The following is a 19,810-nucleotide window of genomic DNA, read 5'->3' as shown; positions in this document are numbered from 1 at the left end:
CCTGCCTTGCGGGGACGGGTCAGCCGGCCGGTGTGGAGCCGACAGTGTTCTTCAGCTCCATCACCAGTTGAGGGGTGAGTGCGGCGCCGGCGCGGTTGGCGAAGAGGGTCATCTCGTAGGCGATGTTGCCGAGTTTCGCCTCCTTGGAGGCGACCACACCGAGTACGGCGCCGTTGCCGATGGCCGAGACCAGTACGTGGCCGCCCTCCAGGTCGATGATGACCTTGTTGAGACCGCCCAGGCTGTAGTTGCCCGAGACGCCTGCGGCGAGACTCGTGATGCCGGACACGATCGCGGCAAGCCGCTCGGAGTCGGCCCTGTCGCGTAGCTGGGAGACGGCGATCAGCAGGCCGTCGGACGACACCGCGATGGCGTCGACGACCCCGGCGGTGTCCGTGGCGAAGCGGTCGAGCAGCCAGGTGAAGTCGGCCGCCGCGGTTCGCAGGTCGTTGGGCTTCGCCTCTTCGGGGGTGCTGTCACCTGTCGACGTGGTCACTGCCCGTCTCCTTCTGGCCTTCTGGGGTTTCTGGAGTGTCTGGTGTTGCGGTGGTGCCGGATCCGTCCGGGGGAGAGGCAGCGTCCAGTTCCGCCCTGCGTACGGCGGCCTCGAACTCGTCCAGTTCCGAGCGGACGGCGTCCGCGTCGAGAGGCTGTCGCACCGATGGGATGTTCCGGTCGGCTGCTGGGGTGGTCACGGTGAGCGTCGCGCCCCGGACCCGTCGTCGTAGTGGCCGGGTGGTTGTCGGCGAAGGCCCCTCCGTAGTGGTGGTCGTCCCCGTGGTGAGGCGGGGCGGGACGCGTTGGGGCAGGTCACTGTGTGGTGACACGATGGTCGGCCGTCGCTCGGGAATGGTCGCGGTAGCCGGTTCGGCGGGCACGGCATCCGTCCTCTCGCGCCTCGTCGTGCCTGTTTCCGTGGTCCCGGTCGGGCTCGTGGCAGCGGGCGGCGTGTCGTCCACGGGGCTCAGCGCCAGCAGGAGCACGGAGGGGATCCAGACGGTGCTGGTGACACCGCCGCCCGGCGTACGGCTCAGGGTTACGCGAAGGCCGAGGTGGCGGGCGAGGCTGCCGACCACGAAGAGGCCGAGCACCTTGGTCGGCACGAGATCGAGCCGTTCCCGGCGGATCAGGCGGGCGTTCTCCTCGGCGAGGCGTTCCGCACTCATTCCGAGGCCGTGGTCGATGACCTCGATCAGTGCCCCGCCGTCCTTGGTTACATCCGTACCGGGCCGCACGACCACCTCGACGGGAGTGTCGGACGGGGAGAACGAGACAGCGTTCTCCAGCAGTTCGGCGAGCAACAGCGTCAGGTCGCCGATGATGTCGGGCCCCACGGTGATGTCCGTCTCGGACCGCAGGGACACCCGTTGGTATCCCTCGATGCGGCCGAGACCGGAACGTATGACGTCGACCAGAGTGGTCGGCCGGGCCTCGACATCGGTCTCCCGGATTCCGGCGAGCAGCATCAGGCTGTCGGCGTTCCGCTGGAGTCGTACGGCGATGTGGTCGATGCGGTAGAGCCGGTCGAGGAGGTCGGGGTCGGTCTCCTCGCGTTCCACGGCATCGATCAGCGACAGCTGGCGGGTGGTCAGATTACTGACCCGGCGCCCCACGTTCCCGAACATCTCGGCGACGTTGCGTCGGCTCAGCACTTGCCTCTCCAGCAGTGCGGCGCCGGTGACCTGCACATGATTGAAGGCCTCCGCCAGCTCCCCGATCTCGTCGCGGACCGGGACCGCAATCGCCTGCGGTTGGAACGGGGCGTCGTCGGCGGACTCGTCGTCCGCGACCCGGGCAAGCTCCTCGTCGACGGCCTCGACCACCTGCTGGGCGGAGCCGGTCAGGGCCAGGAGGGGGCGGATGACCGAGCGCCGGACCAGGACACAGAAGGCCAGCCACGCGGCGAAGCCGAGCAGGGCCACACCGAGCATCAGCCATGCCTTGTACAGGGCGTTCACGGACAGGGAATCAGCCTGAGCGGCGATCTGCCGGATCAGCGTCCGGGTGATGCCGAGGCGGGTGTCGGCCTGCCGCTCTCCGGCGGCGATCTTCTCGCTCAGCTCCCGTGTGGTCTGCGACTGCAGGGAGCCGGGATCGATCTGGAGTTCCGCGAACTGGGACGTGACATCGTACTGTTCGGCGCTCCGCTCGATGCCGCCCATGCGCAGGACCTGCTCCGGCGTGGCGATACGGCTGAAGCGGTCCGACTGGTAGGTGAAGAGCTCGTGGGCGCCGACCGCGCGCGTGTACTCGGTGAGCGCGTTCGCGTCACGGGTCTGTGCGGAGAACACGGCGCTCTCGAAAGCCGCGTGAGCCGCGTCCGTGCGCAGTACGGCGTCCAGCAGATTGGTGACCGAGGACTGCGAGGTCGTGGAGAAGCGGTCGAGTCCGATGCCGTCGATGAGGTAGCCGACCGCGGCCGCGTAGGCGGGGTCGATGTTGGCGGCGGGGACATAGTCCCGGCCGAGCTTCTCCCGCAGGGCGTCAAGACTGGCGATGTACTCAAGTGCCTGTGTTTCGTCGGCCGGCAGGCTCGATCCGAACGCGGACCGCACGGCGGCGACCCGCGCATCGGTGGCCTGCTGTGCCTCGCGGTAGGCGGTGGTCGACGGCTGGGCGGCTCCGGGACGGCCCGCCTCGTACTGCACGGACAGCAGGAGTGCCAGCCGGTGTTCGGCCTGTACGTCGTTGATGAGCGTCGCGACCTGCTCACTGTCGCGCACGAGTTCGGCGATTCGGTCGGCGTCGCGGGCCTGCTCGATCTGGGCTGTGACGCCGATGCCGAGCAGGACGCCGACGACAGCGACGGGCGCGATGACGAGCACGTTGAGTTTCCGCCGGAACGGCCACCGGGCGAGAACGGATACCGCCCTCCGGCGGAACGGAGGAGTCCGGTCCCTGCGTCCGGGCGGCGGCTCCACTGTGTTCGTGGGCACGCTGGCCTCCTTCGATGTTCGGGTGAGTGGCGACCGCAGAGTCGTTGCCGCAGAAGCGTCAACGACCGGGAATGGGCCCGACGCTCGCACGGTGTCGCCGGCTTGCGCGATCGGACAGCTGACTTGAACGACAGGATCGCGTCATGTGTCCGGATCCGGTCGGTCGGAGACTATCGCCTGTGTGATCGCTTTGAGCCTGTGCGTAATCAAGAATTGATTACGAATTGTTCGCACGCGCCTACTGAGCGGTGCCGCCACCGTGGAGGGACCGGTCGGGGCCCTGCTACATTCCCACCGCGACAACCCGCCGGGCCGCAGCCCGAGGTGCTGCCGCCGTTGCGATTCCGGCCGCCTGCCGGCTCGTTCTCCTCCCCCCACGCAATCCGTACCCCCTCGTGTCCAGTTGAGGAGACCCCGTGCATCCCACCCGCAAAGCGGCCGCGGCAGCCGTCACGTTCCTGGCCGTGACCACCGCAGTCGCCGGCTGCGACAGCGGTACGACCACCAACGCGTCCACCGTCGGTTCGCGGGAACCGGGTTGTCCCGCTGTCCTCGCCGAGGCGAGACAGGCCGTCAAGGAGGCCGAGGACATCAACGCCCCCTGGGGCGGTCCCACCACCGGACCCGAGGCCGTCTCCGGCAAGACCATCGCGTATGTCGCGCAGACCATGACCAACCCCGGTGTCTCCGGAGTCGCCAAGGGCGTTCAGGAAGCGGCGAAGGTCATCGGCTGGGACGTCCGCACCATCGACGGGCAGGGCACGCCCGCCGGTATCCGGGCGGCCTTCACCGAGGCCATCGCCCTGAAGCCCTCCGGCATCGTCATCGGCGGCTTCGACCCCACGTCCGTGACCAAGCAGGTCGAGCAGGCGGACGCCGCGGGCATCCCGCTGATCGGCTGGCACGCCACCGCCGCCCCTGGTCCCAGCGCGGACCCGAAGCTCTTCAGCAACGTCACCACCAAGGTCGAAGAAGTCGCGGAGATCAGCGCCGACTGGATCATCGCCCGCTCCAACGGGCGTGCGGGCGTGGTGCTGTTCACCGACGCCTCGATACCGTTCGCCAAGCGGAAGTCCGATCTGATCAAGAAGAAGCTCGCCACCTGCTCCGATGTCGAGCTGCTGAGCTACGAGGACATTCCCATCCCGGAAGCCAACAGCCGAACCGTCGACAAGGTCTCCTCCCTCCAGACCCGCTTCGGCGACAGATGGACCTACTCCGCCGCCATCAACGACCTGTACTTCGACCACGCGGCACCAGCGCTGCGCGCCGCCGGCCACAAGGGCGGCGGCGCTCCGTTCAACATCGGTGCCGGCGACGGGGACCCGTCAGCCTTCGAGCGGATCAACGGCAAGCAGTTCCAGTCCGCCACCGTGCCCGAGCCCCTGTCCGAACAGGGGTGGCAGATCATCGACGAGTTCAACCGCGCGTTCGCGGGCAAGCCGGCCAGTGGATATGTCGCTCCTGTCCACATCACCACCGCGGACAACAGCGGTGGCGCGCTGTCCTGGGACTCGGAAGGCTACCGTCAGGCCTACCGCAAGATCTGGGACAAATAAGGACCGGCAAACGGGTCGGGGGGCGGGGCGACACAGTGCGCGTGAAGACCGGCAGCAGGACTCAGCGGACGAATACGAGGGCGCCTTTCGCATCGCGGGCGGCGACTACGAGGTCCGCATCGCGGCATACGCCCTCGACGAGGACGGCCCGACCCAGACCATCGAGCTCGCACCACCTTCACTTCTGGGGGACGGCGTAGTCGGCGGTGTTGAGGATGCCGGTCCACACGGAGAACCCCAGCCGGGCAGGACGGCGGTGTACTGCCGCCACGGGGGCAACACGTCGGGGACGTCCTCCATGACCGCCCATTCCGGCTCGCCCACCGTGTTGAGGGCGTGCAGGCAGCACATTGGCTCGGCCGTGAGGAGGGAGCGCTGGTCCGCGCAGGCTGCGAGCAGTCGCTCGCGGGTGTCGCGTCGGGCGGTGAGGCCGGCGATGTCCTGGTGGACGAGGGGAGGGTCGACCAGCCCGAGGCGCTTGCCTGCCATGTTCCATGCCTGACATGGAGGCGAAGCGATCAGCGCGAGGACCCCGCCGGAGAAGATCCACGCCGGGTGGGCGGCGACATCGGTCCGGATCGTCAACTGTCCCGTCCTCGCACGGGTCTTGCAGGCCCACTCGTCCCAGTCCAGCCCGACGTCCCGTGCGCGGAGGACGGTGAGGGGGTGGCTCCAGCCGCCGGGCCGGTTGTGACCGTCCGTCGCTGTGTCCCGCGCAGGTCATGTCGCTTTACGCGAGGGTCGAGGGTCCTCGCCGTGTCGCGTTGGAGCGAGGCACGTTGTCCCTTCGCCCTGCACGGCAGGTTCGGGTTCGACCACAGGGGCCTCTCGTGGAGGGGGCGTTGGTGGCCTCTCACCCGGCCCATGTCGTCGGTGACCTCAGGTTGCTGGTCTCTCACCATCCGATGTGTCACACCTCAGTGGCAGACTGGCGGCACAACGAAGCCCGGAAGGGCAGGGCGATGCGGCAGGGTCACCCGTCGGGCGCCACTGCTCGGGGGCGGCTGGTGCCACGGGGGAGAGCGGCTGTGATCTTCGACAGTCTTGATGTGTCGTACGGCGAAATGTGGGGTTCCCACCAGGGAATGACCCATCCGGACCCGATGTCGCGCGCGCTCGCGGCACGCAGACATGCTGCCGGGATGGAGTACGCGGTTCTGCTGTCCGCGCGGGAGCGACCGCTGGCACTGGTCGAAAGATGGCCGCGCGGGATGTGGCGGGTGTATCTGTACGACGACAGGTCCTGGCGCATGCAGATGATCGACCTCAAGCCGCACGGCACGGGGATGTTGTTGGCTCGCTGGAACATCCGATGGCAGTTCTCCAACGAGCAGGAGTACTCGTCCGGGAAGTGGGATGTCCAGGAGACCACGACCATCTCGGCCGACGGGCAGGTCGAGGTAAAGTCCGAGTTCGCCGGGCGGAGGGGAGCGTCGACGGAGCCACTGCACGCTCGAACTTCCGGCCCGTCGAGCGTCCCCGTGCGGCGGTTCCCGGCGCCCGTCGAGGACTTCCTCTGCCCGGTACCGGAATTCGGCGACTGGCAGGTGTTCGCGCCGTTCCTCGCCCAGCAGGGCCACGAGCCCGGCACGACCGTAGTCCTGAACGACGTGTCGGTGGACGAAGGATCGGGACCGCTGCGAGCCACCGGAATCGAGCAACTGTTCAGTCCGGGTGCGTGCGACACTCCGGATGGGCCGGCCGTCGTCGAGCCCGTTGACGCCGGCCTGCTGCGGATCACGTCAGGGCAGCTGGTGGTCTCGGACCCAGGCTGGATCGAAGAGACCCCGCGGACCGTCGCTGTGCCACCGGGCGAGTTCCCGGTCACGCTGTCGCTGTTGCGCACGACAGGCGGGGCCGGTGTCGCCGCGGCCAGGGTGACGTTCCTGGACCTCCCGCCCCGGGAGTGGGAAATGGCCCTCCGGCCCGACGAGGACCTGGGGCTGCTCGGTGAGGGCCAGTTCTACGGGGTCGGCGTGGATACCGGCACAGTGGCTTTCATGGATGCGACTCGGACGGTGATCGAAGAGCAGCTGGACGAGGACCTGTTCATGCCCCTCGACAGCCATTTCACCGTCGAACTCCCCGGCACGGAGCCCGAGCCGAACCTCATCGCCTTCCGTGCCGGCCGGGGCGACGGGTCCTACCCCGTCTGGATCGGCCGCACCGAATGCGGACAGGTTGGTTGCGTCGTAGTCGACTTCCAGCTCCATTCCGCCGACGGGGGAGAGTAAGGAGCCGCCGACCATGGGTGCGAGGCCCGCACTGCCGAGACTGGGACCGTGACCGTGGCGAACCTCCAGAGCGCACACGGCGATTGAGAAGCTCGACAACTCGATCACCGACTTCGGCCTGGTGGACGCCTTCCCGGCGGACGTCAAGGAAGCTCGCCAGTGGTACTACGCGTCGATGCGCATGGGCGACAGGGCCACCGACTCAATGCGCTGGCATGGTGGGCCAACAAGTCCAGCAGGGCGTGTATCCCGCGCAGATACGCAGAAGTTCCCGCACGCGGGACTCCAGCAGTCCCTGCGGGACCTGGAGGCCGCATACCGGAACTTCTTCGACGGGATGAAGGGCAGGCGCCCCCGGATGGAAGATCACCATCGGCGGGGACCTGTCCTTGCCGAAGATCGGGGACGTGCGGGTGAAGTGGTCCCACAGCCTTCCCTCGGACCCTCCACGGTGACCGTGATCAAAGACGCGGCCGGAAGGTGCTCGCGAGCTTTGTTGTGGAGACCGAGTCCGTCACGTCGGCCGAGAGCGATCAGGCCGTCGGCATCGACATCGACCTGGGACTGGGACTGGGACTGGGACTGGGGCATTTTGCCGTCTTGTCCGACGGCGCGAAGATCGACGCGCCTCATTTCCTGCCGCCTCGTTTCCTGCGCCGGGCCGAGAAGAAGCTCAGGCCGCGCACAGTAGGCCCTCAGCCGCAAGTCGACGGGGCCGTCCTCGACCGGACATCAACGCGGCGATCAACGTCGCCAAGGCCGCCGGACTGGCGGTGGCGGCCTGTCGAGCGCAGGCAAGGCCGGTACTCGTACCGGCCCAGCGCGCTGAAGCAGGAACCCACCTAGACGGTCAGCCGACCGTGGTAGGAATCCCGGGCCTTCGGGCCGGGGAGCGGACGTCAATGGAGCGGGATGTCGATCCCGTATTCGTCCACGGGACGGGGGCCGTGTACGCGCCTGTCGGCTTCGGAGATGGTGATGTCGTTGATGCTCGCCTCGCGGCGCCGCATGAGGCCGCGCTCGTCGAACTCCCACAGTTCATTGCCGTAACTGCGCCACCACTGACCTTCCGTGTCGTGCCACTCGTACTGGAAGCGGACGGCGATCCGGTTCTCGTGGAACGACCAGAGGCTCTTGCGTAGCGCGTAGTCCAGTTCGCGCTCCCACTTCCGTGTCAGGAAGGCGACGATCTCCTCGCGGCCGGTGACGAACGTGTCCCGGTTCCGCCATGTCGAGTCCGCTGTGTAGGCCAGTGCCACCCGCTGGGGGTCGCGGGTGTTCCATGCGTCCTCGGCGGCCTGGACCTTCTGCAGGGCGGTCTCCCGGGTGAACGGGGGATAGGGCGGGCGATCTTCCGGCACGGTGGCCTCCTCGTATCGGGAACGTACGTTCTCCATCGGTGGGACTAAGATAGGGAACGGTCGTTCTCAACGTCAAGGAGGCCTGATGCCGGCGCCGATCACCGAGGAACAGAACCGCCTGGACCGTGAAGTGCTGCTCGACGCGGCGGAGGGGCTCTTCTACGAGCGAGGCATCCAGGCGGTCGGAATGGACGAGGTGCGCGCGGCATCAGGTCTGCCGCTGAAACGGATCTACCGGTTCTTCGCGGCAAAGGAGGATCTCGTCGTGGCGATGCTGAAACGGCGCGACCAGCGGTGGAGAGGAGACCTGACCGCGCACGTGGAACAACAGGCCCCGGATCCCCGCGAGCGCGTACTCGCCGTGTTCGACTGGCTTGCCGAGTGGTTCGCACAGCCCGGTTTCCGCGGATGCGCCTGGGTCAACGCCCACGGCGAACTCGGCTCGTCGTCCGAAGCGGTGCTGGCCGAAGTCCGGTCACACAAGCGGGCGTTCCACGACCAGATCGCCATGTGGGTCCACGCCACGGGGGTGCCGGTGGTCGAACCGGTCTTCCTCCTCGCCGAAGGAGCCATCGTGACGGCCGGCATCAGTGGCGACCCGGCCCCGGCCCGTCATGCCCGCGCGGCTGTCGCGACGTTGCTCGGGACACCTTGATCTGATGATGTTGCGTTGGCGGTAGACCCTGCTGGTCGAACGTCGGTGGCCGCCCGCCGCGAGGTCCGCGGTTGTGCCGGTGTCGCTGCTGGTCGGTCTTCTCCGGGATGGTCTGCACGATGCCGCGTTTGCGCAGGTAGGCGCGGGAGCCGCGGGAGCTGTAGGCCTTGTCCGCGAAGACCTGGTCAGGTCTGCGGCGTGGCCGGCCCGGGCCGGTGCGAGGGAGACGGATACGCTCCAGAAGTGGTCGCGCGCAGATGCTGTCGTGACGTTGGCCGGGTGTCACCAGGACTGCGAGCGGGCGCCCCTTGCCGTCGCAGGCGAGATGGATTTTGGTTGTCAGTCCGCCTCGGGATCGGCCGAGGGCGTGATCGTCCGGTTCGTCCGGCCTGTTGATCCCCCTTGTGGGCCGGTGGCGGCGTGTGGGTGGGCGCGGACGATGGTGGAGTCTGGACGAGCCGGTCGATGTCGCCAGCCGCGTCCGCACAGGCTTGGATCTGCTGCAGAGCTCGCGTGAACACGCCGTCCAGGGCGTAGCGGCGGAAGCGGGTGCAGACGGTCTGCCATGGGCCGTAGCGTTCCGGCAGGTCACGCCAGGAGATCCCGGTTCGGATCTCGTAAACCATCCCGTTGATGACCTGCCGGTCCGACACTCACGGCCGGCCCGTCGCGGCCCACGGCATCAGTGGAGCGAGTAACTCCCCCTCCTGATCGGTGAGTTCATGACGACATAGCACCCCACCATGATCCACCACTCGATGATCTTTGAAGACGGACCCTAGTTGTCGTCAACCGGCACCCTGACCAGAGAGTTTCGCGACCGCTGTGTACGGCAACGGTCGTCGGATTCGTATCGTTCTCGGCGTCTACCGCGCTTATTGCAAGCAAGGGCGCGCAAGGTCAGGACTGCGCGGTCCGGAACGCGAGATACCGGTTGAAGGCTTCGTGGCTGTCGGGGGTGAAGCGCCACTCCAGCAGGGCCGACCGCAGCTCCGGCTCCGTCAGCCAGCCATGCCAGGCGACCTCATCGGGATCGGGGACCACGGCATCCGGCACCGCGGCTTCGTGCACGCCGAGCCAGTGAGGGCTCAACCCGCTGCGGTTGAGGAACGTGAACAGCAAGCGCGGCAGCACACGAATGCCCAGCTCTTCGGCCAGCTCCCGCGCGGCGGCCTGCTCATAGGACTCACCGACATCCACGGCGCCACCGACCACGACCTCGTGGAGCCCGGGGAAGCGCGACAACTGCTCCGACCGCCGGTGGACAAGGATCCGCCCACGCTCATCACGACACACCGTCACGGCGACCCGGTGCAGCCACCCCTCCCGGATGGCCTGCCGGCGACTGACCACCACCCCCAGCACACGATCGTGATCGTCGACACGCTCCACCGGTTCATCCACGACGCACACCCTGGCAGAGCCCACCGACAACGCCGCTTCCCGGCGACCCGTGGCGGGCGTCCCGAGAGCACCTGCACCAGGAGGTCGGACGCGGATGACGACAGCTGTCGTGCACATACGACACCTGTCGTGACCTGTCGTGCTCAGGCCTTCGGCGAGAACGTTGTCGCGGCGATCCGCACCATGCCGGGCGCCGGTGCACCCGTCAGTCCTGGCCTTGAGCTTCATCAGCCCTGAACTGTGAGCCGATGTTGTTCCACATGAAGCCGTCCTTCCAGCCCGCCTTACCGGCGGCCCAGCCGAGCATGGCAGTCAGGGCCTTCTCCTGGGAGATGGTCCGGGTCTGATAGTGCTCGGCTGCTACGCCGTCCCGGAATTCGAGTTGGTACGTGTTGTCGTCACGCAGCAGCACCTGGACATACCAGCTACCCTCCAGGCCCTCCTCCGCGCGCTCCAGGACCAGATGCGCGTTTCCGCGCTGGAGGTTGGCCAGCATCCTGCCTATCGCCGGCTTCGAGGGCCTCTTGCTCACTCGCCCCGCCTCGTCAGTTGCAATCAGCATGACTTGATCCTCCAGCACGGCTCTGACATCGCCCCGGTGACCTCATGACCGGGGTCCTTGGCATCATCTCGGCATGAGTCCCGCTCTTCCTGGCACGTCCGAGCCGTCGACACCTGTCAGCTCCGAGTTCTGGCAAGACTCGGTGGCCTTGCGGTGAGACCCTGGGGGTGCTCTGCGGGATGAGGGTGCGATGGCGCCACCGAAGTCCAAGGTCGATCTGTACACGGTGATCCGCCGTGATGCCCGGGCGGCGCAAGACGCGGCCACCAGCGGACGGGACTTGCCCGTGACGGGTTGCGCCCCTCACCCGCGCGTGCGGCGCCGGTAGTAGTGCACGGTCACCACACCCAGCAGCGGCCCCCAGGCGACCACAGGCAGATAGCAGGCGGTCAGGAGCCAGTTGCCCCACGTCGTGATGTCCATCTGAGCGTGCAGGGTCGTCCAGACAAGCAATACTCCGTAGACGCTGCAGGCGAGTGCGCCAAACGCCGCCGGGATAACCGCAGCACGTACCGGGACCGGACGGCCTCCGAGATACGGCAGCCAACGCGGCCACACTTCTCCCCACGGCCGCACCAAGCCGAGTGTCAGCCAGGCCAGACCTTCTTGGGCCAGCGACAGCAAAGGCAGCACCAGCAGGCCCCAGCCGGGCAGGAGCATGGCATCGTACTCGGACTGTCCGAGTCCAAGCGGAACACCCAGCACGGCGGCGAGGCGCCACACAGCCGATGGCAGAGACACCCAGACGACCGCGGCCGCCGCGCGTCGCGCCCAGGCCGGGACGTCCGGGACCGTCCGATCCGGTGCGCGGTTGGGTAAGGACTTTCCTTCGGCCTGCGCGTTGTCGGAGAAGGGAACAGTGGTGGGCATGCGGCATGCTCCTTGATCAGCGATGTCGTGTGATGCCCTTGATGCTTTCGCAGGCCCCGCCGCCCGGCGTCCGGCCACGGCATGAACCCCATCAGCCACACGACGGAACCATATTGCCGCCGTATCAGCCCCGAGGCGTACCCGCCGCCACAGCCAGGCAGTGCTACGCGGACCAGAGAGCGATTCCTGCGATGTTGAGCGCCACGTCGCGGCCGCATGAAGGGCCCTCGACAGCAGCGTTGCCGGTCCTCATCGACATTTGCGAGCCGTGTGATCGCTAAGTGCTGCCCAGAACCGTCGACAGACGTTGCTCGCTCCCACGTACAAGCCACCGGCCGCTACTGCCAGTGCTGTGGTGCCCGAAACGCCACCGGCCCCGGCAGCTGGAACTGGAACTGGAAGAGGAGAACCGGCGCAAGCTCGCTCTGGATAGCCGCCCGGTCATCGATTTTCCCATCGGCACACACGGCTCTGCCTCCCGTCAGTGTGGTCCTCTCCATGCGGGTTTCCGGCGACGGCTGGTGTCGGATCGTAGGGTGCGGCCATGACCGACACCCAGAGCCCGACGGTCCAGTGACGCCTTCGAGCTGCTGCTGGCCGGTAACCAGCGCTTCATCACGGGCCATCCTGAGCACCCCAACCAGGACGCCATCCGCCGCGCCGAGACCGCGCCAGCCCAGCGGCCCTTCGCCGTGCTGTTCGGGTGCTCCGACTCCCGGCCGGCCGCGGAGATCATCTTCGACCAGGGGCTGGGGGATCTGTTCGTGTTATGGCGGGGGTTGGCAGTTGTCCGTTTGTCCGCAGTGCCACGAGCTGGGGTGCAACGTCACCCCAGCGGTCTCGCGTAGACGGCTGTGCCGTTCCTGACCTTGATGTCTCGGTGGCGGATGCTGCCGTTGCTCCGCAAAAGATGCCGCAGATCGACTCGCGTGGCTCGTCGGTCAGTCGGGTGTCTCGCCCGAGTCGGCGGGCTGGGAGTCGTTGGTCGGCTCGGATCGCTCGATGCCGTCGTCGGTCGCGGCCCAGCTGGCCAGCAGGTTCAGGGCGTCCTGCGAGGGTGAGTGAGGCTCGGCGGTGTAGGTGAGGAGGAACTGGCTGGGGCCGTCGGGGAGTGGGAAGGTCTCGAAGGGCAGGTCGAGGTCGCCGACGACCGGGTGGTGCAGGAGCTTCACGCCCGTGGTGTGCATCCGGACATTGTGAGCCGCCCAGCGGTGACGGAATTCCGCGCTGCGGGTGGACAGCTCCCCGATCAGGTCCGTCAGCCGCCGGTCGTAGAGATCGCGGCCTGCCTCGGCGCGCAGCATGGCGACCGTGTCGCCTGCGACTTCGTCCCAGTGGCGGAAGAACTCGGTCGCGTGCGGGCTGAGAAAGACGAACCGAGCGTTGTTCGGCGGCCGTACCGGGTCGGCGTAGATGGGGGAGAACAGGGCGCGCCCGAGGTGGTTGGCGGCCAGGATGTCCCCGCGTCCGCTGAGGATGAACGCGGGTGTGCCTCTCATCGAGTCGAGGACGCGCTGCACGGTGGGCCGCACGCGCAGCTGGGCCGGTCGGCGGCGTGGCGGGCGGGTCGTGCCGGCGCCGCGCAGGAGGTCGAGCAGGTGGATGCGTTCGGCCTCGTCGAGCTGAAGTGCCTGTGCGATGCCTTCGATGACGCTCTCGGAGACGCCGGTGGCGTTGCCGCGCTCCAGCCGGGTGTAGTACTCGCTGGAGATGCCCGCGAGGAGGGCGACCTCCTCACGGCGCAGCCCGGTGACCCGTCGGCGCTCTCCACCGTAGGCCGGCAGTCCGGCCTGCTCGGGGGTGACCCTGGCCCGTCGCGTGCCCAGGAATTCCCGGATCTCCGCACGGAAATCGTCGCGGATGTCGCGGTTGCTGCCTTGTGGGTCGTTTCTGCCTGCCATGCGCTTCACTCTACGAGCGCATCCGCCGGGTTGGGGGTCCCTGTCAGTGACCCCCTCAAGAGGGACTCCCACACTCCCGTGACAAGCGGTTTTGTTGGTGGTGCACCGCTCACGACGGTGTGAACCACCCGGACAGACGGCGCTCGTGCCGCCGGTCCCAGCCCCCTCCACGGCGCTGTATGCCTCACCCCCGCACACAGCGGGTGCCGGAGCCCGGCGCCTGAAAGGAAGCCCCCATGAGCAAGGTCATTCTCGTCACTGGTGCCGGACGCGGTCTGGGCACGGACATCGCCCGCGAGGCCCTCGCCGCCGGCCACCGGGTCGTCGCCACCGGCCGCCGTCCCGAGGAGGTCGAGAAGACCCTGGGCGGGCCGCAGGACAATCTGCTGGTCACGAGGCTCGATGTGACCAGCAGCGAGGATGCCGAGGCCGCCGCGCAGGCCGCCGTCGACCGCTTTGGCCGCATCGACGTCCTGATCAACAACGCCGGGAACCTGTTCACCGGCTACTTCGAGGAGATCTCGCCCGCGCAGATGCGCCGGCAGTTCGAGACGAACCTCTTCGGCCCGATGAACGTCACCCGCGCCGTCCTGCCCGTCATGCGCAAGCAGCGCGCCGGCCACGTCATCACCATCACCTCGACCGCCGGGCTGGTCGGCATGGAGTTCACCTCCGCCTACGCCGCCTCCAAGTTCGCCGAAGAGGGCTGGATGGAGTCCCTGCGCTACGACGTCGAGCCCTACAACATCCACACCACGATCGTGGAGCCCGGCTACTTCCGCACCGAACTCCTCGTGGACGGCTCCACCACCTGGCCCGAGCTGTCCATCGACGACTACGCCCCGCGCACCGCCCCCAGGATCGAGGGCATGAAGAGCATGAACGGCAAGCAGCCCGGCGACCCCGCCAAGCTCGCCCGCTCCCTGCTCACCATCGCCGGCCAGGACAAGCCCCTGCAGCGCTTCGTCGCCGGTGCGGACGCCATCGAGGCCGCCGAGGCCAAGGCAAAGGAACTCCTCGCCCAGGCCGAGGCATCCCGCGAGCTGGGCGACAGCCTGGCCTACGACGACGCCCACGCCTGAGCACCACGCCCCGCACCCCGGCCAGGACGGAGGACCGGGCCGGGTGTGCGTTTCGACAGCACGGAGAGAGTCGACATGCCCCTCAAAGGCGAGTACGAGCCGAGCAAGGCGCAGTTTGTGCGTGACCAGGTGGAGCTGTACGAAAGCTCCGGCGGTACGCAGGGAACGACGCTGAGTGTCCTGGTCGCACGGGAGGAGGACGAGAGGCTCCGGGACCTGCCCGTCGTCATCCTGACCACCCTGGGCGCGAAGAGCGGCAAGATCCGCAAGACCCCGGTCATGCGGGTGGAGCACGACGGCGTCTACGCCGTCATCGCCTCCATGGCAGGAGCCCCCAAGCACCCGGTCTGGTACCACAACGCGGTGGCCGACCCCCGAGTCGAGCTTCAGGACGGCCCGGTGCGCCAGGACATGCTGGCACGCGAGGTGACCGGGGACGAGAAGGCCCTGTGGTGGGCCCGAGCCGTCGAAGCGTTCCCCGACTACGCCGAGTACCAGAAGAACACGGAACGTGAGATCCCGGTCCTCGTTCTGGAGCCGGCGGCCCACGAGCACTGACCCGGCGCAGCCGGTTCAGCCGCGGATCCCGCGCAGCCTGGCCCTGGCAACACCAGCGTCGGACCCCACCTGACAGCGGCCGGCTCGAATCCTCCTGGTCGGCCCACCCGGCCACCCGGACGAAGCCCATCACCGGCGACCGCGGCATCGATGTCCTCGGCAGCCGGACCTACGACGACACCCACGCCTGAGCACCATGCCCGGCCGAGGCCGGCAGCCGCCGGGTGCACCTACGGCACTGACCCGCTACCCGCAACGGCACCCGCGCCAGCAGCGTGCGGACCACCGAAGCACGGTCCGCCGGCTGGTGCCGCACCCCATTGATCACACCGACCTGACAGCCGTCACGAAAAGGAGTACCTGATGAAGCACGTGTCACTGGGCGGGCTCGATGTCTCCCGCATCGGCCTGGGAGCCATGACCATGGCCGGCATGTACACCACGGGCGGGGAGCTCGATGACGCCGAGTCGATCCGCACCATCCACCGGGCGCTCGACCTCGGGGTCACCCACATCGACACCGCCGAGATCTACGGCCCCTTCCACAGCGAGGAAATCGTCGGCAAGGCCATCAAGGGCCGCCGCGACGACGTCGTGGTGGCGACGAAGTTCGGTCTCGTCTCCCACACCGGCGACGGCCCCGGCGTCATCGACAGCAGCCCCGGCAACGTGAAGGCCGCGGTCGAAGGCTCGCTCAAGCGGCTCGGCACCGACCACATCGACCTCTACTACCAGCACCGCGTCGACCCGAACACGCCAATCGAGGAGACCGTCGGCGCGCTGGCCGAGCTGGTCGCCGAAGGCAAGGTGCGCCACATCGGCCTCTCGGAAGCCGGACCCGAGACGATCCGCCGGGCGCACGCCGTGTATCCGGTGTCCGCGCTGCAGACCGAATACTCCCTGTGGACCCGCGATGTCGAGGCCGAGATCCTCCCGCTGCTGCGCGAGCTCGGCATCGGATTCGTCCCCTACTCCCCGCTCGGCCACGGCCTGCTGACCGGACAGATCCGCACCGTCGACGACTTCGCCGACGACGACTGGCGCAAGACCAACCCGCGCTTCACCGGCGAGAACTTCCAGCGCAACCTGCGCATCGTCGACGAAGTACAGGCCATCGGCGCCGAGATCGGAGCCACCCCGGCCCAGACCGCACTGGCCTGGCTGCTGGACCGCGGCGACGACATCGCCCCCATACCCGGAACCCGCCGGGTCGCACGCGTCGAAGAGAACACCGCCGCCGACGGCATCGAACTCAGCGCCGCTCAGCTCGACCGCCTGAACAACCTCACACCGGCCGCGGGCGAACGCCACGACGAGGCCAATATGGCCACCATCGACCGGTGATCTGACGCCCCCGCGACGTACTGATCCGTCGCACCCGACCAACCCGCATCCGTTCACCCATTTCACTGATCACTGAAGAGGCTTTCTCATCATGTCCAAGGTTCTCCTTGTCGTAGGCCACCCCGACCTGTCCCAGTCGAAGGCCAACAAGGCTCTGGTGGACGCCGTCCGCGAGCTGGCCCATGTCACCGTGCACGACCTCTACACCACCTACCCCGACTTCCAGATCGACGTCGACGCCGAGCAGGCACTGCTGGCCGACCACGACGTGATCGTCTTCCAGCACCCGGTGTTCTGGTACAACACCACCCCTCTGCTCAAGCAATGGCAGGACAAGGTCTTCACTCTCGGCTGGGCCTTCACCATGGACGGCTCGCCCTCCCAGCTGGCCAGCAAGAAGGCCGTCGTCGCCGTCACCACCGGCGTCCCCGCCGACCACTACACCCCCGAAGGCGCGAACCAGACCACCCTTGAGACCCTCCTGAGCAACTGGCACGCGACCCTGCGGCTTTGCCAGTTCGACATCCAGCCGATGGTCAAGCTGTACGGCACCGCCTTCGGCCTCTCCGACGAAGACCTGAACACCGCCGCCAAGCAGTACAAGGAACTGCTCGCCTCCTTCGCCGCCTGACCGCACTCCCACATGGACGGCCGCCTCTCCGCAGCCCGTCAGTAAATCCAACAACCCCAGTTACACCGCTCGTTTGACAGACCCGTATGCCGGCGTCGAAGAGGGCGAGACCGAGGGTGGCGAGCAGCCTGTTGCCGAGGTCGATGCCGAGGAGGGCGATACCGCGGCCCGGCGGAGCCCTCTCGTCACGATGAAGTGGCCGCGGAGTTACTCGCGATTCCGCAGGAGCTGCAGAAGGCGAGACCGGACCGGACGTGCGGCGCGACCGCGGCTACAGGCGCTGGGCGAGGGTCTCGCGGTAGGCCAGGGGAACGGTCGCCCGGTACAGGTTGCCCTGCGTCTCTTCCCCGTCGGCGGTGTCCTCGCCCAGGCGGGAGTGCACTACGTGGTCGGCCTGGTCCAGGACGTCGGGCCAGACTCCGGCGTACGTTCTCTCTTCGGGGCCACTCTGGTCAGGGGCGTCAGCCACAGGTCGGCGTGCGACGGGAGCAGTTGCTCGGCCGACCGGTAGTCCAGGACGGATCCGCAGGACAGGCGCAGGCCGTCGGTGTCGGCGGCGGTGCCGGGCCACCAGGGAAGGGCCTCGGAGTGGGCGGGGCACAGGAGTGCGAGCCAGGTCGGCGACTCCCCTGGCGAGGCGGAGGGCCCTGCCGCAGCGTGGTCGCGGTGGCGAGGCAATCCAGTTCCCGGCGGCGCCCGGTGAGCTGTCGGCCGGCGGCGAGTTGGTTGGTCGGACGGCACCTTGGGCTCCTCGGCGGCTGGACCTGCCGTCGCCGACCGGAACCCTCGCCCGTCCGGCCCTGTTCAGAAGCACGCGCCGCTCCCTCCCCGGCGTCGGCACTGCGCTGTGCGCTGGCGCTCAAATGTGTCACAGGACCCAGGATTCAGGCAGTTCCAGCAAAGGGTCGCCCTCGATCAGCCGCGGTCGCCGGGAGTGCCATCGGGCATCGTCTGCCTGGCCGTTCAGGGGCACGGTAGCCAGTTGGAAGCGGGCATCCAGGGCGTCGAGCTCCGCTTGCCGCGCGGCCCGAATCCTGTCGGTGAATACGGGCCATGCCTCCGCGAGCCAGCGACGGCAGCGAAGCCTGTCCGCGTACTCCCAGATGAGTTCGGCGTCGAACCCCTCCTCGGTATCCTCTACCAGCGCCTCCCATGCCTCCATCATGGCGTTGAGCGAAACCATCCCGTACCGCGGCGCCAAGCCTCGGCTTGCCCGGTGCACCGACTCGTAGTCAGCTGCGCTGAGCGCCTCCACGTCCATGAACACAGCCTGCCAGCTGTGACAGCCGGGTGGATGCGTCCCCCAACCGGTGAAAGCGCCGTGGCCGGGATGGCGACCCCGCCGAGATGCAACAGCCCGGATCACGGCAGTGGAAGCAACCGGGCAAGAGGAGAATGGTTGTAGCTGATTGACGAGAACGGGTGCTGCTCAAACCCGGTGACGGAGAGCAAGTTTGGAGGGCGTGGTGGGGACGATCCTCAAGGGCATGAGCCGCGTTCGGTGGCATGAGTTGACGCACGCGTACGGATCTGCAGAAGGCGTTCCGGGCCGACTGTCTCGGGTGGCGTGGGGTGACGCCCGGACAGGCACTGACGCGCTGAGTGACCTCGGTCTGTGGCTCGGTGAGCTGGCTGTCTTTGATGCGACTGTCGCGGCGGTTCCGTTCCTGTGGGATCTTGCAGTGACCGAGGCCGTCACCTGCCGGCCTGGGGTGATCGAACTGCTCCAGTCGATCCTCGAACACAATGCTTCGCAGATCGAGGTGCAGCACGCAGCTCACCTTGCCGTGCTGGACGGCGCGAGCACGGCGAACCTGCTGGCCTGTGATGGAGATGCCGCGGTACGGGCAGCGGCAAGCGAACTGACGATGGCGATCGATAGCCATGTCTGTGACTCCTGCCGCCCGGCCTGACGACTGGCTTCTCGACCTCCAACGGCATGTGAGGACCCAGCGGCCGAAGGCCGCCTGGGTCCTGTTGATCGGCTGGAAGACACCCGCAGTAGTGCGCTTCCACGGCCGAAGCGGACCCGGGCACCGAAAGCGTCCTCATTACCGCGACCGCGGCGCCCCGGGCGGATGGGGCAGATCGACCGACCTCGCCAGATCGCACCGGGGCGTCGCCGTCACTTTCCTTGGAGATGCTGGACGAGCATCCAGGTGGTGAGCGCAAGGAACACCACGCCGATGAGGCGACCAACCTGACTTGCACCAGGCCTGCGAGCAGGAAGAAGCACAGCATGACGGTGGCCAATGGGTCCTCCCAGGTGCCAGGCACTGCGCGTCTGAGGTGTGGTCAGTTGCGGACCGTCCGTGTACCCCATGCTGCCGCGAGCATCACCCCCGATGTGTCTCCTCGCTGGGGAGCAGCGGATGAAGTCTGGCCACTGGCACCACTGCAACGTGTCCAATCGGGACGGCACATCCATGTACACACGCCGACACATGTCCGCCCGAGCATCCGCCGAATCTGGGCGTAGGGGATGCTAGGAAATTGCCCGAGGGGACACTCACCAGCACAGCGAGCACGGATGACCGCTCTTCGGGAACGCGTGCACGACCGGCGGCTGAAAACGGCAGCGTGGTTCTCAGCTCAGTGATCTCCCGACAGGAGGCGAGCTAGGCCGTGTTTTAGAAGTCGCTGACCTGCTTGGTTGACCGTCCGGGGAAGTCGCGGGCGGCCATCCAGATGGTGAGGTCGCGGGCGATGTCGT

Annotated in this window: 19 protein-coding genes and 3 pseudogenes; 10 read left to right on the top strand and 12 right to left on the bottom strand. The window is 67.8% G+C overall.

Going from position 1 to position 19,810, the window contains the following annotated elements:
* Window positions 1-19 precede the first annotated feature (19 nt).
* Window positions 20-496: a roadblock/LC7 domain-containing protein gene (locus ABT147_RS28865; RefSeq protein WP_351411368.1), complete on the bottom strand. Its 477-nt coding sequence runs from the start codon at window positions 494-496 to the stop codon at window positions 20-22.
* Window positions 477-2,936 (bottom strand): sensor histidine kinase, encoded by a 2,460-nt coding sequence (locus ABT147_RS28860; RefSeq protein WP_351411366.1) that lies wholly within the window; start codon window positions 2,934-2,936, stop codon window positions 477-479. The genes ABT147_RS28865 and ABT147_RS28860 overlap by 20 nt, the downstream gene beginning before the upstream one ends.
* 416 nt (window positions 2,937-3,352) lie before the next feature.
* On the opposite strand from ABT147_RS28860, the gene ABT147_RS28855 reads away from it, so the two are divergent.
* Complete coding sequence (locus tag ABT147_RS28855) at window positions 3,353-4,495, top strand: substrate-binding domain-containing protein (protein WP_351411363.1); 1,143 nt, start codon at window positions 3,353-3,355, stop codon at window positions 4,493-4,495.
* A gap of 184 nt (window positions 4,496-4,679) precedes the next feature.
* Here the strand turns inward: ABT147_RS28855 and ABT147_RS28850 are convergent.
* A pseudogene (locus ABT147_RS28850) lies at window positions 4,680-5,128 on the bottom strand (DNA cytosine methyltransferase); the annotation flags it as partial.
* 509 nt (window positions 5,129-5,637) lie between these two features.
* Here ABT147_RS28850 and ABT147_RS28845 point away from each other — a divergent pair.
* On the top strand, window positions 5,638-6,729 hold the full coding sequence (locus ABT147_RS28845) for a DUF4241 domain-containing protein (RefSeq protein ID WP_351411361.1): 1,092 nt from the start codon (window positions 5,638-5,640) through the stop codon (window positions 6,727-6,729).
* A gap of 498 nt (window positions 6,730-7,227) precedes the next feature.
* Window positions 7,228-7,575 (top strand): hypothetical protein, encoded by a 348-nt coding sequence (locus tag ABT147_RS28840; RefSeq protein ID WP_351411359.1) that lies wholly within the window; start codon window positions 7,228-7,230, stop codon window positions 7,573-7,575.
* A gap of 53 nt (window positions 7,576-7,628) precedes the next feature.
* Here the strand turns inward: ABT147_RS28840 and ABT147_RS28835 are convergent, their stop codons facing one another.
* Window positions 7,629-8,126, bottom strand: a complete 498-nt coding sequence (locus tag ABT147_RS28835; RefSeq protein ID WP_351411357.1) for a nuclear transport factor 2 family protein — start codon at window positions 8,124-8,126, stop codon at window positions 7,629-7,631.
* Between the two features lie 49 nt (window positions 8,127-8,175).
* Here ABT147_RS28835 and ABT147_RS28830 point away from each other — a divergent pair, with 49 nt between their 5' ends.
* Window positions 8,176-8,745, top strand: coding sequence for a TetR/AcrR family transcriptional regulator (locus tag ABT147_RS28830; RefSeq protein WP_351411355.1), 570 nt, complete (start codon window positions 8,176-8,178; stop codon window positions 8,743-8,745).
* Here the strand turns inward: ABT147_RS28830 and ABT147_RS28825 are convergent.
* From ABT147_RS28825 to ABT147_RS28805, 5 genes and pseudogenes are all read right to left on the bottom strand, one after another.
* A complete protein-coding gene (locus ABT147_RS28825; RefSeq protein ID WP_351411353.1) occupies window positions 8,678-9,232 on the bottom strand; it encodes a transposase in 555 nt (184 codons plus the stop codon). The two genes, ABT147_RS28830 and ABT147_RS28825, sit on opposite strands and share 68 nt — an antisense overlap.
* Before the next feature lie 34 nt (window positions 9,233-9,266).
* Window positions 9,267-9,398: pseudogene (locus ABT147_RS28820) on the bottom strand (transposase); the annotation flags it as partial.
* A 247-nt stretch (window positions 9,399-9,645) separates the two neighbouring features.
* Entirely contained in the window at window positions 9,646-10,149 is a 504-nt protein-coding gene (locus tag ABT147_RS28815; protein ID WP_502983178.1) for an NUDIX domain-containing protein, read from the bottom strand.
* A 205-nt stretch (window positions 10,150-10,354) separates the two neighbouring features.
* Window positions 10,355-10,711, bottom strand: coding sequence for a hypothetical protein (locus ABT147_RS28810; protein WP_351411350.1), 357 nt, complete (start codon window positions 10,709-10,711; stop codon window positions 10,355-10,357).
* Between the two features lie 303 nt (window positions 10,712-11,014).
* Window positions 11,015-11,581, bottom strand: a complete 567-nt coding sequence (locus tag ABT147_RS28805) for a hypothetical protein (protein ID WP_351411349.1) — start codon at window positions 11,579-11,581, stop codon at window positions 11,015-11,017.
* A gap of 544 nt (window positions 11,582-12,125) precedes the next feature.
* Here ABT147_RS28805 and ABT147_RS28800 point away from each other — a divergent pair.
* Window positions 12,126-12,351: pseudogene (locus ABT147_RS28800) on the top strand (carbonic anhydrase); the annotation flags it as partial.
* Between the two features lie 171 nt (window positions 12,352-12,522).
* Here ABT147_RS28800 and ABT147_RS28795 read toward each other — a convergent pair.
* On the bottom strand, window positions 12,523-13,482 hold the full coding sequence (locus tag ABT147_RS28795; RefSeq protein ID WP_351411346.1) for a helix-turn-helix domain-containing protein: 960 nt from the start codon (window positions 13,480-13,482) through the stop codon (window positions 12,523-12,525).
* 236 nt (window positions 13,483-13,718) lie between these two features.
* On the opposite strand from ABT147_RS28795, the gene ABT147_RS28790 reads away from it, so the two are divergent.
* From ABT147_RS28790 to ABT147_RS28775, 4 genes are all read left to right on the top strand, one after another.
* On the top strand, window positions 13,719-14,564 hold the full coding sequence (locus ABT147_RS28790) for an SDR family oxidoreductase (RefSeq protein WP_351411344.1): 846 nt from the start codon (window positions 13,719-13,721) through the stop codon (window positions 14,562-14,564).
* Window positions 14,565-14,639: 75 nt separating this feature from the next.
* Window positions 14,640-15,122, top strand: a complete 483-nt coding sequence (locus tag ABT147_RS28785) for a nitroreductase family deazaflavin-dependent oxidoreductase (protein ID WP_351411341.1) — start codon at window positions 14,640-14,642, stop codon at window positions 15,120-15,122.
* Between the two features lie 363 nt (window positions 15,123-15,485).
* Window positions 15,486-16,466, top strand: coding sequence for an aldo/keto reductase (locus ABT147_RS28780; RefSeq protein ID WP_351411339.1), 981 nt, complete (start codon window positions 15,486-15,488; stop codon window positions 16,464-16,466).
* Window positions 16,467-16,557: 91 nt separating this feature from the next.
* On the top strand, window positions 16,558-17,097 hold the full coding sequence (locus ABT147_RS28775; RefSeq protein WP_351411337.1) for an NAD(P)H-dependent oxidoreductase: 540 nt from the start codon (window positions 16,558-16,560) through the stop codon (window positions 17,095-17,097).
* 271 nt (window positions 17,098-17,368) lie between these two features.
* On the opposite strand, the gene ABT147_RS28770 is transcribed toward ABT147_RS28775, so the two are convergent.
* Together ABT147_RS28770 and ABT147_RS28765 are read right to left on the bottom strand one after the other, a co-directional pair.
* Window positions 17,369-17,566, bottom strand: a complete 198-nt coding sequence (locus tag ABT147_RS28770) for a hypothetical protein (protein WP_351411335.1) — start codon at window positions 17,564-17,566, stop codon at window positions 17,369-17,371.
* Window positions 17,567-17,965: 399 nt separating this feature from the next.
* Entirely contained in the window at window positions 17,966-18,358 is a 393-nt protein-coding gene (locus tag ABT147_RS28765; RefSeq protein WP_351411333.1) for a hypothetical protein, read from the bottom strand.
* A gap of 205 nt (window positions 18,359-18,563) precedes the next feature.
* Between ABT147_RS28765 and ABT147_RS28760 the strand changes: the two genes are divergently transcribed.
* A complete protein-coding gene (locus ABT147_RS28760; RefSeq protein ID WP_351411331.1) occupies window positions 18,564-19,010 on the top strand; it encodes a hypothetical protein in 447 nt (148 codons plus the stop codon).
* The last annotated feature ends 800 nt before the right edge of the window (window positions 19,011-19,810 follow it).

It is taken from the genome of Streptomyces sp. NPDC001868, assembly GCF_040297125.1.
GTDB lineage: Bacteria > Actinomycetota > Actinomycetes > Streptomycetales > Streptomycetaceae > Streptomyces.
Note: the sequence above shows the minus strand (reverse complement) of the source record. Positions and strands in the feature narration are given on the sequence as shown.